Annotated in this window: 21 protein-coding genes; 12 read left to right on the top strand and 9 right to left on the bottom strand. The window is 69.5% G+C overall.

Features of this window, described 5'->3' with window-relative positions:
- Positions 1–77 precede the first annotated feature (77 nt).
- From ACFW16_RS30125 to ACFW16_RS30115, 3 genes are all read right to left on the bottom strand, one after another.
- Positions 78–2006, bottom strand: a complete 1929-nt coding sequence (locus ACFW16_RS30125) for an ABC transporter substrate-binding protein (protein WP_380312197.1) — start codon at positions 2004–2006, stop codon at positions 78–80.
- Positions 2007–2179: 173 nt separating this feature from the next.
- Entirely contained in the window at positions 2180–3100 is a 921-nt protein-coding gene (locus ACFW16_RS30120; RefSeq protein ID WP_380312195.1) for an ABC transporter ATP-binding protein, read from the bottom strand.
- The gene (locus tag ACFW16_RS30115; RefSeq protein ID WP_380312192.1) at positions 3097–4014 is read right to left on the bottom strand and encodes an ABC transporter ATP-binding protein; all 918 of its coding nucleotides are present in this window, start codon (positions 4012–4014) and stop codon (positions 3097–3099) included. The genes ACFW16_RS30120 and ACFW16_RS30115 overlap by 4 nt, the downstream gene beginning before the upstream one ends.
- Positions 4015–4120: 106 nt before the next feature.
- Between ACFW16_RS30115 and ACFW16_RS30110 the strand changes: the two genes are divergently transcribed.
- The gene (locus ACFW16_RS30110; RefSeq protein WP_380312190.1) at positions 4121–4948 is read left to right on the top strand and encodes a M55 family metallopeptidase; all 828 of its coding nucleotides are present in this window, start codon (positions 4121–4123) and stop codon (positions 4946–4948) included.
- A gap of 220 nt (positions 4949–5168) precedes the next feature.
- On the opposite strand, the gene ACFW16_RS30105 is transcribed toward ACFW16_RS30110, so the two are convergent.
- Positions 5169–5777 (bottom strand): helix-turn-helix domain-containing protein, encoded by a 609-nt coding sequence (locus ACFW16_RS30105; RefSeq protein WP_380312188.1) that lies wholly within the window; start codon positions 5775–5777, stop codon positions 5169–5171.
- Positions 5778–5934: 157 nt separating this feature from the next.
- On the opposite strand from ACFW16_RS30105, the gene ACFW16_RS30100 reads away from it, so the two are divergent.
- The 3 genes from ACFW16_RS30100 to ACFW16_RS30090 are packed head-to-tail and all read left to right on the top strand — an operon-like array spanning position 5935 to position 10185.
- The gene (locus ACFW16_RS30100; RefSeq protein WP_380312186.1) at positions 5935–7083 is read left to right on the top strand and encodes an NAD(P)/FAD-dependent oxidoreductase; all 1149 of its coding nucleotides are present in this window, start codon (positions 5935–5937) and stop codon (positions 7081–7083) included.
- Entirely contained in the window at positions 7080–8543 is a 1464-nt protein-coding gene (locus ACFW16_RS30095) for a M81 family metallopeptidase (protein WP_380312184.1), read from the top strand. The genes ACFW16_RS30100 and ACFW16_RS30095 overlap by 4 nt, the downstream gene beginning before the upstream one ends.
- Before the next feature lie 16 nt (positions 8544–8559).
- A complete protein-coding gene (locus ACFW16_RS30090; protein WP_380312182.1) occupies positions 8560–10185 on the top strand; it encodes a serine hydrolase domain-containing protein in 1626 nt (541 codons plus the stop codon).
- A gap of 7 nt (positions 10186–10192) precedes the next feature.
- Here the strand turns inward: ACFW16_RS30090 and ACFW16_RS30085 are convergent, their stop codons facing one another.
- On the bottom strand, positions 10193–11512 hold the full coding sequence (locus ACFW16_RS30085) for a mandelate racemase/muconate lactonizing enzyme family protein (protein ID WP_380312180.1): 1320 nt from the start codon (positions 11510–11512) through the stop codon (positions 10193–10195).
- 148 nt (positions 11513–11660) lie between these two features.
- Between ACFW16_RS30085 and ACFW16_RS30080 the strand changes: the two genes are divergently transcribed.
- From ACFW16_RS30080 to ACFW16_RS30045, 8 genes are all read left to right on the top strand, one after another.
- The gene (locus tag ACFW16_RS30080) at positions 11661–12689 is read left to right on the top strand and encodes a LacI family DNA-binding transcriptional regulator (protein WP_380312178.1); all 1029 of its coding nucleotides are present in this window, start codon (positions 11661–11663) and stop codon (positions 12687–12689) included.
- Between the two features lie 183 nt (positions 12690–12872).
- The gene (locus ACFW16_RS30075; protein WP_380312175.1) at positions 12873–14069 is read left to right on the top strand and encodes a mandelate racemase/muconate lactonizing enzyme family protein; all 1197 of its coding nucleotides are present in this window, start codon (positions 12873–12875) and stop codon (positions 14067–14069) included.
- A gap of 143 nt (positions 14070–14212) precedes the next feature.
- Positions 14213–15718, top strand: a complete 1506-nt coding sequence (locus ACFW16_RS30070; RefSeq protein WP_380312173.1) for an extracellular solute-binding protein — start codon at positions 14213–14215, stop codon at positions 15716–15718.
- A 76-nt stretch (positions 15719–15794) separates the two neighbouring features.
- Positions 15795–16745 (top strand): carbohydrate ABC transporter permease, encoded by a 951-nt coding sequence (locus ACFW16_RS30065; RefSeq protein WP_380312226.1) that lies wholly within the window; start codon positions 15795–15797, stop codon positions 16743–16745.
- Positions 16742–17632 (top strand): carbohydrate ABC transporter permease, encoded by an 891-nt coding sequence (locus ACFW16_RS30060; protein WP_380312171.1) that lies wholly within the window; start codon positions 16742–16744, stop codon positions 17630–17632. Before ACFW16_RS30065 ends, ACFW16_RS30060 begins: the two co-directional genes overlap by 4 nt.
- A 15-nt stretch (positions 17633–17647) precedes the next feature.
- On the top strand, positions 17648–18739 hold the full coding sequence (locus ACFW16_RS30055; protein WP_380312169.1) for an ABC transporter ATP-binding protein: 1092 nt from the start codon (positions 17648–17650) through the stop codon (positions 18737–18739).
- Positions 18740–18786: 47 nt separating this feature from the next.
- A complete protein-coding gene (locus tag ACFW16_RS30050) occupies positions 18787–19959 on the top strand; it encodes a mandelate racemase/muconate lactonizing enzyme family protein (protein WP_380312167.1) in 1173 nt (390 codons plus the stop codon).
- Positions 19960–20111: 152 nt separating this feature from the next.
- Complete coding sequence (locus tag ACFW16_RS30045) at positions 20112–20855, top strand: ribonuclease activity regulator RraA (protein WP_380312165.1); 744 nt, start codon at positions 20112–20114, stop codon at positions 20853–20855.
- Positions 20856–20864: 9 nt separating this feature from the next.
- On the opposite strand, the gene ACFW16_RS30040 is transcribed toward ACFW16_RS30045, so the two are convergent.
- Genes ACFW16_RS30040 through ACFW16_RS30025 form a run of 4 tightly spaced genes read right to left on the bottom strand, consistent with a single transcriptional unit; the run spans position 20865 to position 26112 of the window.
- Entirely contained in the window at positions 20865–22022 is a 1158-nt protein-coding gene (locus tag ACFW16_RS30040) for an iron-containing alcohol dehydrogenase (protein ID WP_380312163.1), read from the bottom strand.
- Between the two features lie 43 nt (positions 22023–22065).
- Positions 22066–23571, bottom strand: coding sequence for an FGGY-family carbohydrate kinase (locus ACFW16_RS30035; RefSeq protein ID WP_380312161.1), 1506 nt, complete (start codon positions 23569–23571; stop codon positions 22066–22068).
- Positions 23568–24416 (bottom strand): class I fructose-bisphosphate aldolase, encoded by an 849-nt coding sequence (locus ACFW16_RS30030; protein WP_380312158.1) that lies wholly within the window; start codon positions 24414–24416, stop codon positions 23568–23570. The genes ACFW16_RS30035 and ACFW16_RS30030 overlap by 4 nt, the downstream gene beginning before the upstream one ends.
- A 10-nt stretch (positions 24417–24426) precedes the next feature.
- Positions 24427–26112 carry an FAD-dependent oxidoreductase gene (locus tag ACFW16_RS30025; protein WP_380312156.1) on the bottom strand — a complete coding sequence of 562 codons (1686 nt, stop codon included), beginning with the start codon at positions 26110–26112 and terminating at the stop codon, positions 24427–24429.
- Between the last annotated feature and the right edge of the window lie 87 nt (positions 26113–26199).

The following is a 26199-nucleotide window of genomic DNA, read 5'->3' as shown; positions in this document are numbered from 1 at the left end:
CCCGGACCGGGAAAGGGGAGGATCGGCCGGCGCCGGGCCAGGGACGCCGGCGCGGCGCCCCTGCCCGGCCGCCGCGCCTATTTCTCGGTCTTGGTGATGGGATAGAAGTCCCAGGCACCATACTCGATCATGTTGTGGACATAGCCGTCGACCCAGTCGCGGGTGACGATGAAGCCGTACTCCTCCCACAGGAACTGGGTGGTGGCGTATTCGTGGCTCATGTCCTGCAGCTTGGCGTAGATCTTCTCACGCTCCGCCGGGTCCACGGTGGTCCAGGCCTGCTTCAGGAGGGGGTCGAACTTCTCCCGCATCAGCTCCTGGTATCCCTTGCCGGTCATCCCCGCCACCAGGCCGGTGCTGGCCAGGTAGTAGGTGGCGGCGCCCAGCGGCCCGCCCGGATCGGAATAGTCCGGCCCCCAGCCCATGATCGCCATCGGCGCGCTGGGATCGGCCCCGCCATAGACCTTGTCGGCGAAGGTGGCGGCCTGCAGCTGCTGGATCTTCAGCCTGAACTTCGGATTGATGCGGGCGAGGTTCTGCTGCAGGACCGACAGCGCCGAATGATACGCGGTGTTGCCTTCGCTCATATAAGCGGTCAGTTCGAAGCCGTTTTCCCACACCTGGCCGCCCCAGGCCTTCTTGAAGTGCTCCGCCGCCTTCTCGGGGTCGTATGAATAGACCGGGCTGTCCGGCCGGTAGCCCATGATGCCGCGCACGGTGGGGCCGCGCAGCTGCACGGTCTTGCCCAGCAGGACGTCGTCCAGCAGCAGCTGGTAGTCCTGGGCGTAGTTGAAGCCCTGGCGCACGTCGATATCGGAGAAGAAGTCGGGCGGGATGCCCTTGCCGTCCAGCTTGCCGCTGCCGATCGCCGGGTTGTCCACCGCGCTGACCGGCCAGACGTAGAAAATCGACCGGCCGAACACCTGGGGCAGGCCCTCGGTCACCTTGATGCCGGGCTTCGCCCCCACCTCGTCCAGGAACTCCACCGGCGTCGTCACCACATCGGCGTCGCCGGCCTCGAGCTGCAGCAGGCGCGTGGTCCATTCCGGCACCGAGCGCAGCACCACGCGCTCCAGCTGGGCCGGGCCCTGCCAGTAACCGTTGAACCGCTTCATGGTGATCTTCTTCTGCGACCGGTCCCAATCCTCGACCATGAAGGGGCCGCTGCCGTTCTCGACCGCGAACAGCTTGTCCTCGCCAAGCTCGGGCTTGTGGAACTGCTTCCAGGTGCCGGCGGTGCCGTCCCAGTCGCCCTGGTCGCGGGTCCATTCCTCATCAAGGATCGAAGTGGCGAAAGGCAGCGCCATGATGCCCAGGGTGGCCGGGAACGGCGCGTCCAGCACGATCGTCACCCGGTCGCCGTCGACCTTGATCTTCTCCGACAGCGCGTCGTGCACCTTGGCCAGGCCGGCGGCATCGACCTCGTCGAAGGTCTTCACCCCGGCCAGGTCCATGGCCCAGGCCTCGATGTTCGGGTATTTGCCGGCGGTGATCATCTCGGTCACCGCATTGGCCATCCAGCTGTCGCCCTGCAGGATGGCGCGCATCAGCGAATACTTGACGTCCTGGGCCGTCAGCTCGCCATAGCCGGGGACGATCGCCGCCTTCTCCTGGTCGGTCAGCTCATCGTAGAGCTTCCAGGCGATGGTGCCGTCCGCGCCCTTCACCCCGACCTTGTGGGTGTGGACGCCCTTGCGGATCGGAAAGGTGTAGCTGATCGACCCGTTCTCGCCCGGCTTGATCAGCCCGTTCTCCAGCGACGGCACCTCGGTCGACAGGGCCGGCATGAACTCCGAGATCTCACTGCCCTTGTAGTTCAAGAGCCGCATATGGGTGTTGATCGAGACAAAGGTGTTGGGGGTGTCGGCCATATAGGCCGGGTCCAGCGTGCGGATGTCGCTGGTCCACAGATACACGAGCGTGTTGGGGTTCTTCAGCTCGGCCTGCGCCGCGCCGGACAGGGCCAGCAAGGCGATGCCAAGGCTGGGGCCGATCCAACTCTTCATCGAGAAGCCTCCTGTTTTGGACGGGCGTTTCGCCCTTATGGAGTCGCCCGGAAACGGCGATCTGTCCGGCAGTGTGTCTTACGCCTGACGATAAAACCATACCGAATACGCCCAATTTTCCGTCTTTCGGAAAACCTTTAGCGTATTGGAATATGACCCCAGCTCATGGCCGCTCAGGCTTCCGCGCGCACGAAATGGCGGTCGGACACCCGCTGCATCGGCAGGAACACCGGCTCGAAATCGGGCGGACGCACCGCGCTCGGGATCTCGTCCGCCATCAGCAGGCGGTTCTCCGGCCGCTCCCGCGGATCGGCGACGGGGACGGAGGACAGGAGCTTGCGGGTGTAGCTGTGCCGCGGGTTGCCGAAGACCTCGCGCCGGCTGCCGATCTCGACGATCTGGCCGAGATACATCACCGCCACGCGATGGGCCATCCGCTCCACCACCGCCATGTCGTGCGAGATGAACAGGACGGAGATCCCGGTCTCCGCCTGCAGGTCCATCAGCAGGTTGATGACCTGGGCCTGGATGGTGACGTCGAGCGACGCCACCGCCTCGTCCGCGATCACCAGCTTCGGCCGGGTGCTCAGCGCCCGGGCGATGCAGATGCGCTGGCGCTGGCCGCCGGAGAAGGCGTGCGGATGGCGCCGCGCATGCTCGGGCGACAGCCCCACCCGCTGCAGCAGCCCGGCGACGCGCGCCTGGACCTCGGCCCGCGACAGGCCGCCATGGACCAGCATCGGGTCGGCGATCGCCTGCCCCACGGTCATGCGCGGGTTCAGCGAGCTGAAGGGGTCCTGGAACACCATCTGCACCCGGCGGCGCAGCGCCTGGATCTCGCGCGCCGGCTGCCCCAGCGTCTCGCGGCCCTCGAACCGGATCGAGCCGGACACCGGCCGGTCCAGCTGCAGGATGCTGCGGCCGATGGTGGACTTGCCGCAGCCGCTTTCCCCGACCAGGGCCAGGGTCTCGCCCGGGAAGATCTCGAACGACACGTTCTCGACCGCATGGACGCGGCCCGTCACCTTGCCGAAGACGCCGGACCGCAGGTCGAAGCGGGTCGTCAGCTTCTCGACCGCCAGCAGCGGGGTCATGCCGGCACCCCCTCGACGCCCCGGGCGGCGCGCGTTTCGGCCACAGCATCGCCCGTCTCGACGAGCGGGAATCGCTCCGGCTCGTCCTTGTCGGCCATGCTGCCCAGGCGCGGCACCGCGGCCAGCAGCGCGCGGGTGTAGGCGTTCAGCGGCGTCTCGAACACCTCGTAGACCGTTCCGGTCTCCACGATCTCCCCCTTCAGCATGACGCAGATGCGGTCCGCCATCTCGGCCACCACGCCCATGTCGTGGGTGATGAACAACACCGACATTCCGATCTCGCGCTGCAGCGCCCGCACCAGGTCCAGGATCTGGGCCTGGATGGTGACGTCCAGCGCCGTGGTCGGCTCGTCCAGGATCATCAGCGACGGGCGGCAGCACAGCGCCATGGCGATCATCACCCGCTGGCGCATGCCGCCGGACAGGTGGTGCGGATACTGGTCCAGCCGCTTCTCCGCCTCCGGCACCCGCACCAGCTTCAGCGCGTTCAGCGCGATCGCGCGCGCCTCCGCCGCGCTCTTGCCCTGGTGCCGCATGATCGCCTCGCCGATCTGGAACCCGATGCTGAACACCGGGTTCAGGCTGGCCATCGGGTCCTGGAACACCATCGAGATGTCGGATCCCCGCACATTCTGCATCCGCTTCTGCGGCAGCCGGGCCAGGTCGACCACCTCGCCCCCCGCAAGGCGCATGCGGATCGACCCGCCCACCAGCCTGGCGCCGTCATATTCGGCCAGCCGCATGATGGTCATCGCGGTGACCGACTTGCCGCTGCCCGATTCCCCGACCAGGGCCAGCGTCTCGCCCCGCTTGATGTGGAACGAGACGCCCTTCACCGCGCGCAGGGTCTCGCCCTGGCCGAGAGAGAACGACACCTGGAGATTCTCGACCTCGAGCACGCGATCGTCGTTCATGGCGGCTCCGATGCTGGGCAAGAAGAAATTTCCTATACGCTAAAAAGTACCGTATGCAACAATCGGCTTTCGTCGCAAGCCCCAATGAACGAGCCGGGAGGAAGCCATGCGTCTCTACATCTCCGCCGACATCGAAGGCATCGTCGGCGTCGTCAGCCGCGACCATACGAGTCCCGAGGGCTTCGAATACGAGCGGGCGCGCGACTGGATGACCGACACGGTGGTCGCCGCCTGCGAGGCCGCGCAGGAGGCCGGGGCGACCGAGATCGTGGTCAGCGATTCCCACGGCAACGGCGAGAGCATCAAGATCGAGAAGCTGCCGGAGAGCGTGCAGCTGGTGCGCAGCTGGCCGCGGCCGCTGTGCATGATGCAGGGGATCGAGGTCGGAGATTTCGCCGGCGCCCTGCTGATCGGCTACCACTCCGGCGCCAGCAATCCCGCCGGCGTGCTGGCGCACACGCTGAGCGGCAGCGCCTTCCAGGAGGTGCGCGTCAACGGCCAGGTGCTGAACGAGGCCGGGCTGAACGCCGCCATCGCCGGCCATTACGGCGTGCCGGTGATCTACGCCTCGGGCGACGACGTGGCCACCGCCGAGATCCGCGACATCCTCGGCGACATCGAGACGACGACGGTGAAATGGGCGCACAGCACGCGCTCCGCCCGCACCCTGACGCCGGCGGCGGCCCACAAGGCGGTGCGCGAAGGCGTGAAGCGCGCGATCGCCCGCATCGGCGAGGCCAGGCCGTTCCGGCTGAAGCCGCCCTTCGCCCTGGAGGTCCGGTTCCGCCACCGCCTGCCGGTCGAGCACCTGGCCTATCTGCGCTTCGTCACCCAGGTCGACACCTACACCATCCGCTACGAGGCGGAGGATGCGGTCGACATGTCGAAGTTCCTGATGTTCCTGTTCGGCTACAGCGTCACCGCGACGATGTAGACTTGGCCTGCCGTCCCGGCCCGCGGCCTGAGCCCGGTTAGGCGACGCCCGAGAATTAATGGTCCAGAGAAGAGGACGCCCTTCTTTTATTGTCATTGCCGGGCTTGACCCGGCAATCCAGAAGATGTCGACATTCTCTGGATGCCCGGGTCAAGCCCGGGCATGACAGTTTGGATGGAAGTCCGATCATCAGCCGGTTCGCTTATTCTCGGGCGAGACCTCAGACCGTAAACAGCGAGCGCAGCGTCCCCTCGAGGTCGGGGTCGGGGCTGGAGCAGACGGCCAGCACCGTGGCGTCGCCTTCGCCCACCGAGATGTAGGCATGGCCCATGGTGCTGTCGATGTAGATGCTGCCGCCCTTCTCCAGCCGCACCGGGGCGTAGTGGTCGGTGTGCACCTCGATCGCCCCTTCCAGGACGTAGATGAACTCCTCCCCCGAATGGCGGATCAGCGGGCCGAACTCCTCGATGGTGCGGGTCTTCACCCGGCCGACCTCCGGCACCATCCGCTTCCGCTGCAGCTCGGTGCAGAGATACAGGTAGTCGTAGTTCTGGGTGACCTGCAGCAGCCCCTCCCCCGGCCGGCTGATCGACCGCCGGGCCAGCGCCGCCCCCGATCCCGTCGGCGGCGCCAGCAGCTCGGCCAGGTTGATGCCCAGCCCTTCGCTGATCTGCAGCAGCTTGTCGTAGGTCAGCGACATCTGGTCGTTCTCGACCTTCGACAGGGTCGAAACCGCCACCCCGGTCCGCCGGTTGACGTCCTGCAGCGTCCAGCCGTGCCGGCGCCGCAGCGCCTTCAGGCATTCCCCGAGCTTGGGCTGATTGGACATGCGCGGACCCGGCCGATGGTTGGTCGAAACAATGGTTGGTCGGTCACCCTATGTCGAGTGCAGGCCTTATCGCAAGAACCACGAATTTTCCGATACGATAAACTATTTGACATAACCGCTATCGCTTCGCAGTCTTCGGCCAAAGGAGAGCTGCCGGATGGATGTCGTCGACATCGCCGTGATCGGGGGAGGCATCGCCGGCGCGTCGCTGGCCCGGGCCGCCGCGGATAACTGCCGGGTGCTGCTGCTGGAGCGCGAGAGCCAGCCCGGCACCCACGCCAGCGGCCGGTCCGCCGCCCTGTTCTCCGAGACCTACGGCAACGCCGTGGTCCGCGCCCTGTCGACCGGCAGCCGCGACGTCCTGCAGGCCCCGCCGGAGGATTTCGCCGGCTTCGTCCTGACCCGTCCGCGCGGCGCCATGCATGTTGGCCGGCCGGGCCAGGAGGATGCGATCCGCAGCCGGGCGGAGGCGCTGGCGGCCCTGGTGCCCAGCGTGCGCGAACTCGGCGCCGCCGAGACCACGGCCCGGTTCCCGGTGCTGCACCGCGTCGCCGGCGCGGTGTTCGAGCCGGAGGCGCTGGACCTCGACACCAACGGGATGCTGCAAGGGTCGCTGCGCGGCCTGCGCCGGCGCGGCGGCGAGGTCCGCACCGAGGCCGAGGTCACGGCGCTGGCGCGGCTGCCCGGCGGCGGCTGGCGGATCGAGACCGCTTCCGGCCCGGTCGAGGCCGGCATCGTGGTCAACGCCGCCGGGGCCTGGGCCGACGCGATCGCCGCGCTGGCCGGGGTCGCGCCGGTCGGGCTGGTGCCGAAGCGGCGCACCGCCTTCCTGTTCGACGCGCCGGGCCATGCCGTCGACGGCTGGCCGATGGTGGTCGACCTGGACGAGACCTTCTACATCAAGCCGGACGCCGGCAAGCTGCTGGGCTCCCCCGCCGACGAGACGCCGAGCCCGCCCTGCGACGCCCAGCCGGAGGAGATCGACATCGCCGTCGCGGTCGACCGGATCGAGCGCGCGACCACGCTGCGGATCCGGCGCCTGACCCATCGCTGGGCCGGGCTGCGCAGCTTCGTCGCCGACAAGACGCCGGTGCTGGGCTTCGACCCGGAGGCGCCGGGCTTCTTCTGGTGCGCCGGCCAGGGCGGCTATGGTTTCCAGACGGCGCCGGCCATGGCCCGGCTGGGGGCGGCGCTGCTGCGCGGCGGCCCGGTCCCCAAGGATCTCGCCCGGCTGGGCATCACCGCCGCCGCCCTCTCTCCCGGCCGGTTCCGCGCCGGCCCTGCATCGACGGAGCCGCATCCGTGAAGATCTTCATCGCCGCCCTGGTCACCGAGACCAACACCTTCTCGCCGCTGCCGACCGGCGCCGCCAGCTTCTATGCGCCGGAGACCTACCGGCGGCGCGACGCCAGCCTGGACGGCACGGCGGCCGAGACGATCTGCCAGAAGACCTGGCGCCGGCTGGCGGAGCGCGACGGGCATGAGGTGGTCGAGAGCGTCACCGCCATCGCCCAGCCGGCCGGGCGCACCATCCGGTCTCTCTACGAGAGCCTGCGCGACGACATCCTCGAGGATCTGCGGCGGGCCGGGCCGGTCGACATCGTGCTGCTGCTGATGCATGGCGCGATGGTGGCGGACGGCACTGACGACTGCGAGGGCGACACGGCCGAACGGGTGCGCGCGATCGTCGGCCCGAATGTGCCGGTCGGGATGGAGCTGGACCTGCACTGCCACCTGACCGACCGGATGGTCGAGGCCTGCACCGCGATCATCGGCTTCAAGGAATACCCGCACACCGACATGGCGCCGCGGGCCGTCGAGCTGTACGAGCTGTGCCTGCGCGCCCGCCGCGGCGAGATCCGGCCGGTGATGGCGCTGCACGACTGCCGCATGATCGGCATGTGGCGCACGCCCATAGAGCCGATGCGCGGTTTCGTCGACCGCATGCAGGCGCTGGAGGGCCGCGACGGCATCCTGTCCGTCACCTTCGGCCACGGCTTCCCCTGGGGCGATGTCGAGGATGTCGGCGCCCGGATGCTGGTGGTGGCCGACGGCGACCGCGACCGGGCCCGCCGCGTGGCCGAGGATCTGGGCCGGGAGATCTGGGACCTGCGCCATGCCACCGCGACGCCGCACGACACGGTGGACGAGGCGCTGGACCATGCCTTGGCGGCGCCGCGCGGCCCGGTGGTGCTGGCCGACGTGGCCGACAACGCCGGCGGCGGCGCGCCCGGCGACAGCACCTTCATCCTGCGCCGGATCATCGACCGCGGCATCGGCAGCGTGGTCAGCGGCTGCTACTGGGACCCGCAGGCGGTGGCGCTGTGCGAGGAGGCCGGCGAAGGGGCGAGCTTCGACCTGCGCATCGGCGGCAAATGCGGCCCGGCCTCGGGCGACCCGGTCGATCTGCGCATCACGGTCAAGCGGGTGCTGCCGGAGCTGCACCAGACCGGGCTGAGCGAGGATTGGGCGCCGCTGGGCCGCGGCGTCTGGGTGCAGGCGGCCAACGACGTCGACCTGGTGCTGGTGACGCTGCGCAGCCAGACCTTCGCCCCCGACGCATTCACCGCCTTCGGCATCGACCCGTCGCGCAAGGCGGTCGTGGTGGTAAAGTCGACCCAGCACTTCCACGCCGGCTTCGCCCCGATCGCGGCCGAGATCCGCTACGTCACCACGCCGGGGGCGATCCCGCCCGACTATGCCGGCATCGGCTACACCAAGCGCCGCCTGCCGTTCTGGCCGCGCGTGGAGAACCCCTTCGCCTGATACCCGGGAGGACACCATGAGCCAAGACAGCCCCCTGCCCCCGGACCTGAATGCCCGCATCGACGCGCTGTTCGCGCGCTGGGCCCGGCCGGATTCGCCCGGCGCCGCGGTCAGCATCACCCGGCACGGGCGCGAGATCCATCGCGGCTGCTACGGCATGGCCGACCTGGCCCAGGCCGTGCCGATCGACGGGCGCACGGTGATCCGCATCGGGTCGCAGACCAAGCAGTTCACCGTGCTGCTGGCGCTGATGCTGGAGGCCGAGGGCAGGCTGTCGCTGGAGGACGACGTCCGCCGCCACCTGCCCTGGCTGCCGGAATATCCGCAGACGGTGACGCTGCGCCACCTGGCCGCCAATGTCGGGGGCCTGCGCGATTTCCTGGAGATCATGATGCTGGGCGGGCTGGACATCGGCGCGCCGTCCACCCGGGCCGGAGCGCGGCGGATCATCGCCGGCCACAGGGGAGTGAACTTCCGGCCCGGCACCGACCTGATCTACTGCAACACCGGCTTCTTCCTGCTGTCGGAGATCGTCGAGCAGGTCTCCGGCAAGAGCTTCAACGACCTGCTGGAGGAGCGGATCACCGGGCCGCTGGGCATGCGCGACACCCGGCTGATGCGCTGGGATTCGGAGATCCTGCCGCGGCTGGCGGACCACCACACCCGCGGCCCGGACGATGGCTGGCACAAGGCGCAATGGGGCGTGGTGCTGGGCGGCGAAGGCGGCATGGTCTCGACGCTCGAGGACATGGGGCTGTGGCTGGCCAATCTCGACGCGCCGAAGGTCGGCACGCCGGAGATGGTCGCCCGGATGTCGGCGCCCGGCGCCGTGATCGACGGCATCCCGTCGCCCTATGGCCTCGGCCTCGTCACCTGCCGCTACCGTGGCCTGGCCAGCATCGGCCATGGCGGCGGCGTCGCCGGTGGCCGCTCGGAATCGGTGCGCTTCCCGGAAGCCGGGATCGGCGTCGTCATCCTCGGCAACACCGACGACATGGGCCCGTTCTCCCTGGCCCGCCGGATCCTCGACTTGGTGCGGGGCCATGAGCCCGGCCCGCCGCGCACCGCGGCGGCGACCGAGCGGCTGAAACGGGCCGTCGGCCTGTACCGGGCCGAGGACGGCGACGACGTGTTCGGCATCGCGGTGAAGGACGGGCAGCCCGTCTTCGTCAGCAACATGAACGGCGGCATGCCGATCGAGCAGGTCGGCGACGGCGCCTTCATGCCGGAGCGGGGCATCGTGCCGCTGCAGTTCACGCCGCGCGACGACGGCGGCATGGACACCAGCTGGTTCGGCCGCCCACGGCGCTTCCGGCGCCTGGCCGATGCCGCCCTGCCCGCCACGCCCGGCCTGGCCGGACGCTATTCCGACGCCGCCACCGGCTTCGATGCCGAGATCGGCGCGGAGGAGGGCGAGACCGTGCTGCGGCTGCGCACCCCCTATGGCGTGTGGCAGACCGCGCTGGAGGCCCGGGCACCGGACCTCCATCTGGCCGTACCGTGGAGGGCCATCTCGGACACGCCGCCGAAGCCCGGCGCGGTCGAGGCGGGCGGCTGGCTGTTCACCGTCCGCCTCGTGGCCGACGGCATCGTGCTGAACGACGACCGCACCAAGCATCTCCGCTTGGCCCGAACGGCCTGACGCGCTCTCAGCCGCGCGACCGGCGCTCGAAGCCGATGCGGATCCGGTTCCACTCCTCGGTCGGCTGGAACAGGGCGCCGGGATGGCGCAGCTGCGCCGCCACCGCCTCCTCGTTCAGCTCGATGCCCAGGCCGGGCGCATCCGGCACGGTGACGTAGCCGCCCTCGAGATAATCGGGGTCGATCCCGGTCACCAGGTCGCCCCAATGCGGAATGTCGAGGCCGTGGTGCTCCACCGCCACCAGGCCGGAGATCGCGGCACCGCAATGGACATTGGCCATCAGGCCGATCGGGGTGCAGCAGGCGTGCAGCGCGGTCGCCAGGCCGAAGCGCTCGCCGTAATCGGCGATGCGCTTGGTCTCCAGCATGCCGCCGGAGGTCAGCAGGTCGGGGTGCAGGATGTCGAAGGCGCGGGTCTCGATCGGCTCGCGGAAGCCGTCCCAGAGATACAACTCCTCGCCCGCCGCGACCGGGGTCAGCAGCGCGTCGGCCACCTTCTTGTGGCCGGCGAAATCGTGCCAGGGCAGCGGGTCCTCGACCCAGGCGAGGTCGAACGGCTCCAGCGCGTGGCCGAGGCGGATCGCCTCGTCGGCGGTCACGAAGCCCTCGCCGAAATGGTCGATGCACAGCGAGATCTCGGCGCCAACCGCCTCGCGCACCGCCCGGACCACGTCGACCGCGGCGGCGATGCCCTTCTGGCTGAGCTTGATGCCCCGCCCGGCCCCCGGCGCGCGCCAGGCCTTGGCCAGCTCGTATTCGTGCTTCGTCGCCTGCCCGACCAGGGCGCCGTCGACCGCGTTGAAGAAGCGCGGCGGCAGGTCGAACTTGATGAAGGTCAGGCCCAAGGCCTTGCGGCGCAGCACCGCCTCGACATAGCCCTCCGGCGTCGGCTGGGCCGGGGCCGGCGTGTCGCCGTAGATCCGCACCCGGTCGCGGTGCTTGCCGCCGAGGAACTGGTGGCAAGGCACGCCATAGGCCTTGCCGACCAGGTCCCACAGCGCGATCTCAATGCCGGAGACGCCGCCCCCTTCCCGCCCCCAATTGCCGTAGCGGCGCAGGGCCGAGAAGATCATGTCGACATTGCAGGGATTCTGCCCCAGCAGCATGTGCTTGAACTGCAGGGCGTATTCGGCATGGCCGCCGTCCCGCACCTCGCCGAGGCCGGAGATGCCCTGGTTGGTGTCGATGCGGATGATCGGGTGGTAGCCGCTGCCGACCACCACCGCAACCCGCAGGTCGGTGATCCTGAGCTCGCTCGGCCGGGAATGGGTCGACGCGGCATTCTCGACCCTGCCCATGGCAGCGTCATCCAGGCGTCCTGTGGCCATGATGCCCTCCCGCAGTTTGCTGTTCGTTAGGTAATTTGCTACCATTACCAAACAAGTTGCGCAAGGCAGGCTGGCCGCATGTGACGATGTTGACGGCAGAACCGGCGCTGCGGCAGAAGGTGCGGCCCAAACAGGAGCGCAACCCCGCATGAGCTCAGGCCGCGTCACCATCCAGGACATCGCCGACCGGCTCGGGATCTCGAAGTTCTCGGTGTCCCGCGCCCTGTCCGGCAAGTCCGGCGTCGGCGAGGCCACCCGCAGCCGGGTGCTGCGCGCCGCCCACGCCCTCGGATACCGCCGCAGCCAGGAGCTGCCGGCCGCCAACGGCCAGATCCTGTTCATCCGGCAGGAGATCGACCCGGTCGCCAGCGAGCTGTGGCTGAACATGCTGCACGGCGCCGAGCGCGAGGGCGAGCGGCTGGGCTTCTCGATCGTGCCGCGCCAGGCCCGTCACCTGGCCGAGGGCGGCCCGCTGGACAGCGCCGTGGCCGGGCTGATCCTGGCGGTGCCGCGGCCGCAGGAGATCTCCGCCCTCGCCGCGCGCACCGGCCTGCCGGTGGTCTGCGCCACCTATGTCGGCGCGATGGAGCGGATCGACCAGGTGGTCGGCGCCGACTGGGAGGCCGGGGTCGGCGTGGCCCGGCTGCTGCTCGGCCTCGGCCACAAGGCCGTCGCCTTCGTCCATGGCAGCACCCTGCCGCTCGGCCGGGCCGAACGCTATCGCGGCTTCCGCGACGGCATGCTGGAGGCGCCGGGCACGACGGCCGAGGACATCGTCTTCGACGAGACGGAGGGATTCCGCGACGCCTTCCTCGCCCATCTCCGGCGCGGCGGCGCGCCGACGGCGCTGTTCTGCGCCCATGACGGCATCGCCGTGAACGTGGTCTCGGACCTGTTGCGCCTGGGCATCCGCGTGCCCGAGGACATCTCGGTGGTCGGGTTCAACGACTTCGCCGCGGCGTCGCAGGTATCGCCGCGGCTGACCACGGTGCGGACGCCGCAGGTCGAGATCGGCGCCGCCATGGTCCGCTGCATCGCCGACCGGCTGGGCGATGCCGAGGCCGCCTCCCGGCCGCCGGTGCGCCTGGCGCTGGTGGCCGAGATCGTCACCCGCGGCTCGACCGGCCCGGCGGCGCCCACGGCCTGGCTGGCGCCGGTGCTGAAGCGGGCGAAGTAACCCCGTCCCTCCTCGCAATGACGGTTTTTGAGTATTCTCGCGAGCCAGGGGCACCTAACAAGTTGCAATGACCCTTGCCTGTGTTAGGCTCGGCCATCGACTGCCTAGATCGGACATAAAAAGGGCAGCGGAGAGGAAACACCGGGTGGGCGGCAGTGCCCGTCCCCCACCAAGCGGGCCGCCATGAAGATCGTCGATCTGAAATGCGCCGTGATCGGCAAGAACCCGATCGTGCGCATCGTCACCGACCAGGGCCTCAGCGGCTATGGCGAGGTCGAATCCTACAAGCCGTATCTGAAGCCGCACATCCTGCATTTCCGCGACGCCCTGATCGGCGAGGACCCGACGCTGGTCGAACGGACCATGACGCGGATCCGCCAGCGCGGCGCCTTCAAGCCCTGGGGGGCCGCGGTCAGCGCCATCGAGATGGCGCTGTGGGACGTCGCCGGCAAGGCGGCGGGGCTGCCGGTGCACAGGCTGCTGGGCGGCAAGGTGCGCGACCATGTGCGGGTCTACAACGGCTCGCTGCGCGTGCCGATGGCCGGCTACGAGCCGGAGCACTACGCCGCCGACGCCAAGCGGCAGATGGCCCTGCCCGAGGGCTTCACCATGATCAAGCAGGGCATCGGCTTCCACAGCCCGATGAAGCGGGAGGTGCCGGGCTTCTACTACGGCAATCCGGGCCAGAGCGTGTTCCACGGCGCCATGGATTCCGGGCTGATCACCGAGCGCGGCCTGAAGCACATGGTCGACTGCGTCGCGGCGATGAAGGAGGTGCTGGGCGACAGGGTCGCGCTGGCGCTGGACTGCGGCCCGGGCTGGACCGTGCCGGACGCGATCCGCTTCGCCCGCGCGGTCGAGCCGTACAATCTGCTTTGGCTCGAGGACCTGATCACCGGCGACTACGTGCCCTATGTCAACGCCGACGTGTACCGCGAGGTGACCCGCGCCACCTCGACCCCGATCCACACCGGCGAGCAGATCTATCTGCGCCAGAACTTCAAGGCGTTGATCGAGGGCCACGCGGTCAACGTGGTCGGCCCCGATCCCTGCGATGTCGGCGGCATCGCCGAGCTGAAATGGATCGCCGAATACGCCCATCTGCACGGCATCCTGATGGCGCCGCACGGCACCGGCAACGGCCTCTTGGGCCTGGCCGCGCTGGTCCAGGTCTCGGCCACGCTGCCGAACAACTTCATCGCCTTCGAGTATCCGAGCGGCAACCCTTCCTGGTGGTACGACATCGTCGACGGCCTGCCGGACCCGATCGTCCGCGACGGGCTGATCGAGGTGTGGGACCGGCCCGGCATGGGCGTCGAAATCGACCCCGAGCGCGCCCGGCCGTACCTGACCGACGAGGACAGGGCATTCTTCGATTGAACGGTCGGTCGGGGAATGCCGCTGACTAACAACATAACAAAAACCGCAACTTGTTGCGCATCTTCCTTGACGCGTTTTGCCCCCGAAGCCTAGGCTGACCCGGAACTCGCAGACGACAAGCGAGGCCATTGGGAGGACCGCTCATGACCAAGCCTCATGCTGGTGACCTCTTTCCCCATGCCGTCGACCGCCGCCGCTTCCTCGGCTATGCCGCCGGGGCCGGGGCACTGGCCGCCGGGCTCGGCCCGCTCCGCGCCCTGGCGCAGGACACGGGCATCGACATCGCCAACTGGACGCCCGACTACATCAGCAGCATCGCCGGCACGCTCGAGGTCGACACCGCGGCGGAATGCGCCAAGGTGGTGCCGCTCGACTACAAGGGCCGGCTGACCTACTGGTATGTCGGGCCGAACGAGGCGTCGCCCCGGATCGACCACGAGATCGACACCCAGTTCTGGGACACCTTCGCCAAGACCTACCCGAACATCGCGGTCGAGAAGCAGAACCTCGACTACAACCAGATGCTGAACAAGCTGCGCGCCGCGGCGCTCGGCAACGCCGCGCCGATGGCGGCGAAGCTGCCGATCCTGTGGGGCGTGGAGTTCGCGGCCAAGGGCCAGCTCAGCGAACTGTCGCCCGAGCAGGTCGGGTATCGCACCGCCGATTTCTGGCCCGGCGCGATGAAGTCGGTGACCTGGAAGGGCAAGACCTACGGGGTGCCGACCAACAACGAGACCATGGCGCTGATCTGGAACGCCGGGATCTTCAAGGAGGCCGGCCTCGACCCCGAGAGCCCGCCGGCGACCTGGGACGACCTCGTCGCCTATTCCAAGCAGATCAAGGACAAGACCGGCAAGAACGGCTACGGCCTGGTGGCCCGCCCGAATGCCGGCAACACGCCGTTCCGCTACATGCCGCAATGCTGGGCCTACGGCGGCGGCGCGCTGGACGAGGCCGAGCCGAGCCCGGCCTACCAGGACGTCTACATCAACAACGACGGCTCCAAGGCCGCGCTGCAGGCCTCCTACGACATGTATGTCCGGGACAAGTCGGTGCCGACCTCGGCCCTGACCAACACCCAGACCGAGAACCAGGACCCGTTCATCTCGGGCCAGCTGGCGATGATGATCAGCCACCCGCTGGAATACGCCACGATGCTGGACCGCGCCAAGAAGGCGACCGGCGCCGACAAGGCGGTGGCGGACGCGGTGGTGGCGAACATGCGCTATGGGCTGATCCCGAAGGGGCCGGCGCGGCGCGCCGTGGTGTTCGGCGGCTCCAACGCCCACATCTTCAACCCGGATGTGGTCGATGGCGGGCTGGACAAGGACGCCGCCCGGGCCTTCATCGCCTTCGCCACCGGGCCGGAATGGTCGACCAAGGTGGCCTGGGTCGGCTCCAACCCCGGCAACACCCGCGGCTTCCGAACCAAGTGGATGAAGCAGCGGCTGGACGAGATCAAGTTCCTGAACGTCACCACCTCGATGCTGCCGAGCGGGATCCCGTTCCCGGTGATCCCGGAATCGGCGGAGATCATGAACATCATCGTCCCGAACATGATGCAGAACGCGCTGACCGGGAAGATGACCGTGGCCGAGGCGGCGGACGACGCCGCCAGCAAGATCAAGGACCTGCTGTCGGGCCTCTAGGCCCCGTCCCGCACCCGGCCGGTGCCTGAGGCGCCGGCCGCCCCTTTCCCCCGCAGAGGAGAGCTCGGGCGTGACCATGGCTGCCGCGCAGGACGATGCGCCCCGGGCACGGGCGGCACCCCGCCGCCCTGGCCTGATGCGACGCATCGCCCGCCACTGGGCCGACTACCTCTACATCCTGCCGGCCTTCGCGGTGATGCTGCTGGTGATCGGCTACCCGATCTACGACACGGTCTACCTGTCGTTCTTCAACACACCGCCCAGCCTGGCGATGGCCGACAAGACCTATGTCGGCCTCGACAACTACAGCCGCATCCTGGGTAGCGACAGCTTCCGCGAAGTCACGATCAACACCCTGATCTGGACGGTGTACTCGACTTTCTTCGCCTTCATCCTGGGCCTCGGCGCCGCCCTGTCGCTGAACAGCGCCTTCATCGGCCGGGGCATGCTGCGCGGGCTGTTCCTGATCCCCTATGTGATCAGCGCCGTCGCCGCCTCCTATGTCTGGCGCTGGCTGTACCACAGCGATTTCGGCGTGATCGGGGCGCTGTCGGTGGCCTTCGGCATCACCGAGATGCCGATCAACTTCCTGGACAACGTCCACACCTCGCTGCCGTCGCTGATCGTGGTCAATGTCTGGAAGGAGTTCCCCTTCGCCATGATCATGCTGCTGGCCGGGCTGCAGACCGTGCCGGACGAGCTGCACCGCGCCGCCAAGGTCGACGGCGCCGGTGTCTGGCAGCGCTTCTGGCATATCACCATGCCGCATCTGAAGGGGGTGACGATGGTGACCGTGCTGCTGCTGCTGGTCACCAACCTGAACGGCTTCACCATCCCCTGGATCATGACCGGCGGCGGCCCGGCCGGGTCGTCCGACATCTGGATCACCCAGATCTACCAGCTGGCCTTCGGCCGCATCCGCTTCGGCATCGCCTCGGCCTATTCGGTGATCCTGTTCGTGGTGATGATGGCGCTGGGCTGGTTCTACGTCCGGGCGCTGACCCAGGGCGAGAGGAAGCCGGAATGAGCGCCGTCACGCTTGAACAGCGGCCCGCCCCGAAGCGCCGCCGCGGCAAGGCCGGCCCCTGGGGCGTGGCCCGCATCGTCTACCTGGTCCTGCTCGGCATCTTCACCGTGCTGCCGATGGCGTGGATGCTGCTGACCTCGGTGAAGACGCAGTTCGCTGCCCTGCAATACCCGCCGGAATGGATCCCGTCGGAGCCGACGCTGGAGCAGTACACGCGCCTCCTGTCCCCCGCCAACGAGGTCGGGCAGGAGTTCCTGCATTACCTGCTGAACAGCATCATGGTGTCGACCGCGACCACGATCCTCGGCGTCGCCATCGCGGTGCCGGCGGCCTACGCCTTCTCGCGCTTCCGCTTCCCCGGCCGCAAGCTGCTGTTCTACGCGGTGCTGGTCCGGAACATGTTCCCGGCCGTGGTCTTCCTGATGCCGCTGTTCATCATGATGAAGTGGATGGGGCTGGTGAACACGGCCTGGTCGCTGATCCTGACCTACCTGACCTTCGGCCTGCCGCTGTCGATCTGGCTGCTGAAAGGCTTCTACGACAACATCCCGCCGCAGCTGGAGCAAGCCGCGCGGATCGACGGCGCGACGCGGTTCCAGGCCTTCCTGTTCGTGGTCATGCCGCTGTCCACGCCCGGCATCATCGCCACCGCGATCTATTCCTTCGTCCTGGCGTGGAACGAATACGTCTATGCCCTGACCTTCATCAACGACAAGAGCAAGCTGACCCTGCCGGTCGGGCTGGAACGCTTCTTCACCGAATACGCGACCAACTGGCCGGGGCTGATGGCGGCGTCGTTCATCATGAGCGTGCCGGTCGTCGTGCTGTTCCTGGTCCTGCAGAAATACTTCGTCCGCGCCCTGACCGAGGGCGCGGTCAAGTCCTGACGAGAAGGGGAGCCCATGGCGGAGGTGGTCCTGCGGGACGTGGTCAAGCGGTACGGCGACCTGACCGTCGTCGACCATGTCTCGCTGACGGTCGGCGACGGCGAGTTCGTGGCCCTGGTCGGCCCGTCCGGCTGCGGCAAGACGACGACGCTGAACCTGGTGGCCGGGCTGATCGAGCTGAGCGACGGCGACATCCAGATCGGCGACCGGCTGGTCAACGACCTGGATCCCAAGGACCGCGACATCGCCATGGTGTTCCAGAACTACGCCCTGTACCCGAACAAGACGATCTTCAAGAACCTGGCCTTCCCGCTGAAGATGCGGAAGCTGCCGGCCGCCGAGATCGAGACCAAGGTCCGGGCCGCCGCCAAGCTGCTGGACATCGAGCATCTGCTGGAGCGGCGGCCGCGCGAGCTGTCGGGCGGGCAGCAGCAGCGCGTGGCGCTGGGCCGGGCCCTGGTGCGCGACCCGCGCGTGTTCCTGATGGACGAGCCGCTGTCGAACCTGGACGCCAAGCTGCGCACCCAGATGCGGGCCGAGCTGAAGCGCTTCCACCAGGATCTGGGGGCGACGGTGATCTACGTCACCCACGACCAGATGGAAGCCGTCACCATGGCCGACAAGATGGCGGTGATGAGCGGCGGCGTGCTGCAGCAATACGACACGCCGGAGCAGGTGTTCGAGCACCCGGTCAACACCTTCGTCGCCGGCTTCGTCGGCAGCCCGGCGATGAACCTGGTGCGGGCCCGGGTGGCCGGCAACGGCGCCGAGATCGAGAGCCCGGACGGCTGGCGCTGCGCCCTGTCCGACGCCAATGCCCGCAAGGCCCGGGCGGCGACCGACGGCGAGATCGTGCTGGGCGCCCGGCACAGCACCATCCGGCTGCACCGCGAGGAAACGCCCGGCGCGGTCGCCGGCCGGGTCTACACGGTCGAGCCGACCGGCGACATCACCTACGCCCATGTGCATCTGGGCTCGGTCCCGCTGGTGGTCAGCGTCACGCCCGACGTCAAGCTCGGGATCGACCAGCCGGTCTGGCTCGAATTCGACCAGCAGAAGCTGCACCTGTTCGACGGCAGGACCGGCCAGGCGCTGCCGGCCGCCTGACGCATCAATCGGCCCGATCAAGCGGGCCGGCTCTCGGAGGGAAGCACGTGAAGATCACCAATCTGCGCACCGCCGTCATCGCGGGGAACTTCCCCTGGGTGCTGGTGAAGGTGGAGACCGATGCCGGCATCACCGGCCTGGGCGAGGCCTATTGGGGCGCCGGCGTCGCCGAGCTGGTGCACAAGGCCAAGCCGGTCATCATCGGCGAGGACCCGGTCAATATCGGCAAGATCGTCGAGATCCTGATCCGCTGCCTGTCCGGCGAGGGCTCGCAGGCCGGCGCCACCGTGACAGCGATCAGCGGCATCGAGATCGCGCTGTGGGACCTGCTGGGCCGCGCGCTGCAGACCCCGATCTCGACCTTCTTCGGCGGCCGCTTCCGCGACAGGATCCGGATCTATGCCGACTGCCATGCCGGCGACACGCCGGAGCCGTCCTCCTACGCCGCCAAGGCGCGCGAGGTGGTGGCGGACGGGTTCAGCGCCATCAAGTTCGACCTCGACACCCGCAACCCCTACACGATCGACATCTCGGACGACCCGAACCCGCGCCGGCAGTGGTTCGAGCCGTTCAACCGCACCATCGGGTCGCGCGAGATGGCCTGGATGGTCGATGTCGTCCGCGCCGTGCGCGAGGCGGTCGGGCCCGAGATCATGGTGGCGATGGACGCGCATTGGAAATTCGGGGTCAACGACGCCATCAAGCTGGCCCAGGCGCTGGAGCCGTTCGACCTGCTGTGGCTGGAGGACCCGGTGCCGCCGGAGAACATCGAGGCGCAGCGCCACGTCACCCATTCGACGAAGACCCCAATCTGCACCGGCGAGAACCTGTACCGCAAGCACGGCTACCGCGAGCTGATCGAGAAGCAGGCGGCGCGGATCATCGCCCCGGACATCCCGAAGATGGGCGGGCTGGCCGAGGCCAAGAAGGTCGCCGACCATGCCGACCTCTATTACATCCCGATCGCGCCGCACAACGTGGCCAGCCCGATCGGCACCGTCGCCGGCGCCCATGTCTGCGCCGCCATGAACAACTTCCTGGTGATGGAATTCCACGCCCATGATGTGCCGTGGTGGAGCGACCTGGTCGATGGCGGCCCGCCGATCGTCGACGGCTTCATCCACCTGAACGACCGGCCGGGTCATGGGCTGACGCTGAACGAGGACGTGGCCAAGGCGCATCTGCAGCCGGGAACCAAGTACTTCGGCGACGAGCCTTAGCCGCCGCCGTCCCCTCCCCTGTCATTGCCGGGCTTGACCCGGCAATCCAGAAGATCTCGACGCTCTCTGGATGCCCGGGTCAAGCCCGGGCATGACAGAAAGGGGGAATCCAGACAGAAACCATTGATTTTCAAAGAGAAAGCGAACCCAGAATGATCGAGACCCACGACATCAAGCGGCCGCCGGCGGAATGGTCGGCGGCGCTGCAGGCGATCGGCGCCGCCACGGCCAGCAGCACCCTCGCCCATATGGGCATCCGCAACACCCATATCTGCGGCCCTGTGGCCTGGACCAAGGGCAAGGCGATCGCCGGCCCGGCGCTGACGCTGCAGTTCATGCCGAAGCGCGAGGACCTGTACGGCGAGGACGAATACGCCGAGCCGGAGAAGCAGCTGCACCGGCACGTGCTGTATCACGCCCAGAAGGGCGACATCGTCGTCGTCGACGCTCGCGGCGACATGAAGAGCGGCGTCTTCGGCGACATGATGCTGACCTATTTCAAGGGCCGGGGCGGCCTGGGCGTGGTGATCGACGGCTGCATCCGCGACTATCCGAACACCGGCCGGCTGGACCTCGGCTTCTGGCTGCGCGGCGTGACCCCGAACTTCCACACCCAGACCGACCTGATGCCCTTCGGCGTCAACATCCCGATCGCCTGCGGCGGCGTGCTGGTGATGCCGGGCGACATCATCGTCGCCGACGACGACGGCGCCGTGGTGGTGCCGGTGGCGCTGGCGCCGGAGGTGATCGAGAAGGCGACCCAGCACCATGAGTGGGAGGAGTTCTCGCGCGAGCGCCTGTCCCAGGGCGGCGACCTGCGGCGCTACTACCCGCTGAGCGACGCGGCGCGACCGGAATACGAGGAGTGGCTGCGGAGCAAGGGCCGGACGCCATAGGCCCGGAGGTCACCCCCAGGCGCGGCGATACAGATCCTGGATCGTCGAGGTGTCGGGGACCCGCGGGTTGTTCGCCGGCGAGCCCGAGGCCAGGGCCTGCTCCGCCATCAGCGGCAGCAGATCGTCCCATCGCCGCGCATCGAGGCCGTAGGCCCGCGGCGTCGGCACGTCGAGCTCGGCGTTGATCCAGTGCAGGGCTTCGACCAGCCGGCCGGCCGCGGCCTCGTCGCCCTCCCCCGCCTCCGCCAGCCCCATCGTCACGGCGCAGGCGGCGTAGCGCGGCAGCGCCGCCGGCGCCGACCATTCCGTCACCACCGGCAGCAGCATGGCGTTGGACAGGCCGTGGGCGACATGGAAATGCGCGCCGATCGGCCGGCTCATGCCGTGCACCAGAGCCACCGAGGCGTTGGAGAAGGCGATGCCGGCCTGCAGCGAGCCCAGCATCATCCCCTCGCGCGCCGCCCGGTTGCCGGGGTCGTCGCAGGCGGTGCGCAGATGCGCCCAGATCGACCGCATGGCGGCCAGCGCCATCGCGTCGGTGAAGGGCGAGGCGCGGCGCGAGACATAGGCCTCGATCGCATGGGTCAGGGCGTCGATGCCGGTGTCGGCCGTCAGCCGGCGCGGCTTGCCCAGGGTCAGCTCGTAATCGACGATGGCGATGCTGGGCAGATAGGCCAGGCCGGCGCAGAGCATCTTCTCGTCCGTCGCCTCGTCGGTGACGATGGTGAAGCGCGTGGCCTCCGACCCCGTGCCGGCGGTGGTCGGGATGGCGACGATCGGCAGGCCCGGCGCATCCTCCTGGTGCGGCGCCTTCAGCGCCCGCATGGCGCCGCCGCGGACGCCGAGCACCGCGGCCGCCTTGGCGGTGTCGATCGGGCTGCCGCCGCCGAAGCCGATGACGCAGTCATGATCGCCCTCGCGGATGAAGGCCACGGCGGCGTCGACCACGGCCGAGGTCGGATCGGGAATGGTGTCGGTGAAGGCGCGTGCTGGGATGCCGGCTTCGGCCAGCACGGCGCGGAGGCGGTCGAGGGCGCCGTTGCCGGCCAGGAACCGGTCGGTGACGATCGCCGGCCGCCGCAGCCCTAGCTGGGCCAGCGCCGGGGGAAGCTCGTCGAGGGCGCCGGCGCCGATCCGCATCAGGCGCGGCAAGGCGATCGCGGACATGGGGTCTCCTGGTCGGAAAAATGCAGAGGCCGAGCCTCGGGGCTTATGCCTGGCCGATGTCCCGCAGCGCCGCCCAATGCGGCGCGAGGCTGCGGCCGACCGCCTGCCACAGGGCGAAGCGGCGCTGATAGAAGCCGGCCAGGCAGGGGTCGGGCACGATCTCGCGCGACGGCGCCACCATCGCGGCGGCGGCCTCGTCCAGGCTGGCGAAGCGGCCGCCCCCCACCGCGGCGGCCATGGCGGCGCCGAGCGCCCCCGTCTCCGCCTGCGCCGCGACCTTGACCGGGAGCCGCAGCACATCGGCGATCATCTGCGGCCAGACCGGGCTGCGGGCGCCGCCGCCGGAGACGGTGATGCCGCGCAGCCGGGCGCCGGCGGCGAGCAGCTTCTCGACATGGGCGAGATGGGCGAAGGCGACGCCTTCGAACACCGCCCGCACCATGTCGCCGCCGTCGTGCCAGCCGGCCAGGCCGAAGAACCCCGCGCGGGCGGACGGATCGCCGGCGGCGCCGTAGAGATAGGGGTGGTACATCGGCCCGTCGGCCTTGGGCGGCGCCGCGGCGGCCAGGGCGTCGGCCAGGGCGAAGGCGCTGCCCCCCGCGCGCCGGGAATCCTGCGCCAGGAGGTGATGCGCGAGCCATTCCAGATTGGTCGCCGAGGTGGCCGAGTTCTCCATCGACAGGAAGCGGCCGGGCGCCATGCCGGTCGACATGAACACCCCGTCCAGCGGCGCGTCGACCACCACCTGGTTGATGCTCCAGGTGCCGAGGATGATCGAGGCCTGGCCCGGGCGGGTGACGCCGGCGCCGACGGCACTGGCCACCACGTCGAAGAAGCCGGCGACCACCGGCGTGCCCTCGGCCAGGCCGGTGCGCGAAGCGGCCTCCGCCGACACCGTGCCGATCCGGTCGGTCGGCCAGTGCAGCGGCGGCAGCTTGGCGGCGACGCCGCCGAGGCCGTAGATCTCGAGCAGCGTGTCATCGTAGCGGTTCTCGGGCAGGCGCAGCAGCCCGGCCCCGGCCATGTCGGTGACGTCGGTCGCCACCCGCCCGGTCAGGGCGTGGACCACCAGGTCCTTGCACATCAGCACATGGGCGGCGCGGGCCAGCACCTGCGGCCGGTGGCGCGCCATCCAGGCCAGCAGCGCCGGCGTCTGCGACGGCCAGGGCCGCTGCAGGCAGATCGCCGCCGCTTCCTCCCCCACCCCGCCGGCCGCCCACTCCTCGACCAGCCCGGCGGTGCGGGAGTCGAGCGACTGGATCGCCGCCAGCGGCCCGCCCTCGGCGTCGAGCAGATACAGGCCGTTGCCATGGCCCGAGGTGCCGATGCCGGCGATGTCGCGGCCGTGCAGGCCGCTCTTGTCCAGCAGCTCGCGGACGAGATCGGCGAGGTCGGTCCGCAGGCGGCCGATGTCGCGCTCGACCATCCCGGGCTCCGGGCTGTGGCCGCCGGTGTCGCGATGGGCGCAGGCCAGCTCGCGCCCCGCATCGTCGAACAGCAGCGCCTTGACGCCGGTGTTGCCGGCGTCGATGCCCAGCCAGGCGCTCATCGGCCGCCACCGTTGCGGTAGATCGCCCAGGCGGCGTCGGCGTCGGCGCCGTCATGGATCATCGCCATCAGTGCCGCCACCACGGCGCCGGGGTTGTCGTGCTGGTAGATGTTGCGGCCATAGACCATGCCGTGCGCGCCCTGGGCCATCAGCGCGGCCGAGGTGTCGAACACCCGCCGCAGGTCCGCCTTGCCGCCGCCGCGCACCAGCACCGGGCAGCGCGCCGCCTGGACCACGTGGCGGAAGTCGGCGGGATCGTCGGTCGGATCGGCCTTGACGATGTCGGCGCCCAGCTCGCGCGCCAGGCGGACCAGGGTGACGATCTTCTCGGCGTCGCCGTCGACCAGGTAGCCGCCGCGCTCGTTCGGCTGCATCACCAGCGGCTCGACCATCAGCGGCATGCCGTATCTCTCGCAGTCGTTGCCGAGCCGGCTGATGTTCTGCACGCATTGCCGGAACAGGCCCGGCTCGTCCGGCAGCATGAACAGGTTCACCACCACGCAGGCCGCGTCAAGGCGCAGCGCCGGCAGGATCGGGTCGGTCTCGTTCTGCAGCAGCGCCCACATCTCGCGATGGCGCTGGCGGTTGTAGGGGTTGCCCATGTCGACGCGCATCACCAGCGCCGGGCGGTTCTGCCCGGGCATCGACTGCAGCAGGTCGGCCTGGCCGTAATTCATCTGGATCGCGTCCGGCCCGGCCGCGGCCAGCATGCTGACCACGCCCGCCATGTCCTCCAGCCCCGCCATGAAGGACGGCTCGTTGCAGACGCCGTGGTCGATCGCGACATCGAGGCAGCGGCCGTTCCGCATCAGCCGGTTCAGGCGGACCTTCTTGGTCAGATACATCGGAAACCCCTCAGTGTTGCGCGGCCTGCACGCGGTGGCGGCGGGCCATGATGTCGTCGAAGCGGGCGGCGGCGGCCGTGGTCTCGGCCTCGGTCCAGCCCAGGCTGGACGCGACCAGCGCCCCCGCCTCCGCCACCAGGGCCGGCGTGATCCGGCCTTCCATCCCCAGCAGGGTGCGGCGCAGCAGCAGGTCGCCGATGTCGCGCACCCGTTCGGTCTCGATCAGGTATTGCAGCTCGCGCCGCGAATAGTCGGGGGCGGCGGCGACCGGCGCGTCCGGTCCCTGGCCGAGGAAGCGGGCGATAGCGACGGCGCGGCTGCCGTAGCGCTCGCTCAGCGCCTGGAAGCGCGCCAGCGGCAGGCCAGCGGCGGCGGCCTGGTCCCGCTGCCAGCGCGACCGGGCCTCGGCGTCGCGCGGGAAATCCCGGCCGCCGCCGATCGCCAGGTCGTGGGTGCCGACCCGGCGCGGCCGGCCGAGCTGGGCCAGGGCCAGGTCGGCGACCTCCTCGCCGAAGGCGCGGAAGGTGGTCCATTTGCCGCCGATCAGGGTCAGGACGGCGAAGGGCAGCGCGCCCGCCGGGTCGACCTCGACCGCATGGTCGCGGCTGATCCGCCCGGTCGCCTCGTCCTCGCTGACCGGCAGCGGCCGGACGCCGGTGAAGACATGGACGATCTCGTCCTCGCGCACCTTCAGATCCGGGAAGATGCCGCCGAGCGCTTCCAGCATGTAGCGCTTCTCGTCGTCCAGGCAGACCGCGTCGTCCGGGTCGTCGATCCGGATGTCGGTCGACCCGACCATGGCGGCGCCGGCATGGTTGAAGGCGATGCAGATGCGGCCGTCGGCATTCTCGAAATAGATCATCCGGTCGCCCAGCGCCTCCTGCAGCGCCCGGTTGCGGATCATCAGATGCGACCCCTTGGTGCCCTGGACCCGGCGGCGGTTGGTGGCCGGACCGATGGCGCCGCCGACGAGGTCGACCCAGGCGCCGGTGGCGTTCACCACCACGCGCGGCGCGATCCGCCCGCTGGCGCCGGTCAACCGGTCGCGCCAGGCCAGGCCGTCGCCGTCGCGGCCGGTGATCTCGGTGTAGGAGAAGGCGCGGGCGCCGGTCTCGGCCTCGGTGTCGAGCAAGAGCTCGATGCCCAGCCGCTCCGGCTGGGTGACGCGGGCGTCGTAGTACAGCACCCCCGCCACCGCCCGTCGGGTGATGCCCTTGGCCAGGCGCTGCAGCTTCGCCCGGCCGATGCCGCGGTGCCGCGGCATGGTCCGGCTGCGCCAGGACAAGAGGTCGTAGAGCGCGAGGCCGGCCCGGATCATCAGGCCGGGCCGCGCCTGCGGCCGGTCGGCGATGCCGAGGAAGGCCCCGATCGTCGCCAGCGTGCCGCGGACCCGCGCCGTGACCGGCACCAGGGTCGGCAGGGGCGAGACGTAATGCGAGGCGTTGCGCAGCAGCCGGTCGCGCTCCTGCAGCGACTGGCGGACCAGCCGGAACTCCCCGTTCTCCAGATAGCGCAGGCCGCCATGCACCATGCGGGACAAAGCGGCGCTGGCGCCGGAGCAGAAATCGTCGCGCTCGACCAGCACCACGTCGATGCCCTGCAGCGCCAGCTCGCGGAAGGTGCTGATGCCGTTGATGCCGCCGCCGATCACCAGGACCTCGGCCCGCTCGGGGATGGACGAGCCATTGCCGGTCATCGTGTCGTGTCCTGCAGGAAGGCCGGAAACGACATCGGCCGAAGCAAAAACGAGTCCCCCCTCCCCTCGCGGGAGGGGGCTAGGGGG

The sequence above is a fragment of the Inquilinus sp. NPDC058860 genome, assembly GCF_042743185.1.
Lineage (GTDB): Bacteria > Pseudomonadota > Alphaproteobacteria > DSM-16000 > Inquilinaceae > Inquilinus.
This window is presented reverse-complemented; position numbering and strand designations above follow the sequence as displayed.

Excerpts from the sequence above, each read along its gene's own strand:
- ACFW16_RS30105 (WP_380312188.1), bottom strand. The coding sequence starts at position 5,777 with ATGTCCAATCAGCCCAAGCTCGGGGAATGCCTGAAGGCGCTGCGGCGC.
- ACFW16_RS30060 (WP_380312171.1), top strand. The coding sequence starts at position 16,742 with ATGAGCGCCGTCACGCTTGAACAGCGGCCCGCCCCGAAGCGCCGCCGC.
- ACFW16_RS30025 (WP_380312156.1), bottom strand. The coding sequence starts at position 26,112 with ATGACCGGCAATGGCTCGTCCATCCCCGAGCGGGCCGAGGTCCTGGTG.
- ACFW16_RS30070 (WP_380312173.1), top strand. The coding sequence starts at position 14,213 with ATGACCAAGCCTCATGCTGGTGACCTCTTTCCCCATGCCGTCGACCGC.
- ACFW16_RS30045 (WP_380312165.1), top strand. The coding sequence starts at position 20,112 with ATGATCGAGACCCACGACATCAAGCGGCCGCCGGCGGAATGGTCGGCG.
- ACFW16_RS30040 (WP_380312163.1), bottom strand. The coding sequence starts at position 22,022 with ATGTCCGCGATCGCCTTGCCGCGCCTGATGCGGATCGGCGCCGGCGCC.
- ACFW16_RS30035 (WP_380312161.1), bottom strand. The coding sequence starts at position 23,571 with ATGAGCGCCTGGCTGGGCATCGACGCCGGCAACACCGGCGTCAAGGCG.
- ACFW16_RS30090 (WP_380312182.1), top strand. The coding sequence starts at position 8,560 with ATGAGCCAAGACAGCCCCCTGCCCCCGGACCTGAATGCCCGCATCGAC.
- ACFW16_RS30075 (WP_380312175.1), top strand. The coding sequence starts at position 12,873 with ATGAAGATCGTCGATCTGAAATGCGCCGTGATCGGCAAGAACCCGATC.
- ACFW16_RS30065 (WP_380312226.1), top strand. The coding sequence starts at position 15,795 with ATGGCTGCCGCGCAGGACGATGCGCCCCGGGCACGGGCGGCACCCCGC.
- ACFW16_RS30055 (WP_380312169.1), top strand. The coding sequence starts at position 17,648 with ATGGCGGAGGTGGTCCTGCGGGACGTGGTCAAGCGGTACGGCGACCTG.
- ACFW16_RS30110 (WP_380312190.1), top strand. The coding sequence starts at position 4,121 with ATGCGTCTCTACATCTCCGCCGACATCGAAGGCATCGTCGGCGTCGTC.
- ACFW16_RS30125 (WP_380312197.1), bottom strand. The coding sequence starts at position 2,006 with ATGAAGAGTTGGATCGGCCCCAGCCTTGGCATCGCCTTGCTGGCCCTG.
- ACFW16_RS30115 (WP_380312192.1), bottom strand. The coding sequence starts at position 4,014 with ATGAACGACGATCGCGTGCTCGAGGTCGAGAATCTCCAGGTGTCGTTC.
- ACFW16_RS30085 (WP_380312180.1), bottom strand. The coding sequence starts at position 11,512 with ATGGCCACAGGACGCCTGGATGACGCTGCCATGGGCAGGGTCGAGAAT.
- ACFW16_RS30030 (WP_380312158.1), bottom strand. The coding sequence starts at position 24,416 with ATGTATCTGACCAAGAAGGTCCGCCTGAACCGGCTGATGCGGAACGGC.
- ACFW16_RS30100 (WP_380312186.1), top strand. The coding sequence starts at position 5,935 with ATGGATGTCGTCGACATCGCCGTGATCGGGGGAGGCATCGCCGGCGCG.
- ACFW16_RS30120 (WP_380312195.1), bottom strand. The coding sequence starts at position 3,100 with ATGACCCCGCTGCTGGCGGTCGAGAAGCTGACGACCCGCTTCGACCTG.
- ACFW16_RS30080 (WP_380312178.1), top strand. The coding sequence starts at position 11,661 with ATGAGCTCAGGCCGCGTCACCATCCAGGACATCGCCGACCGGCTCGGG.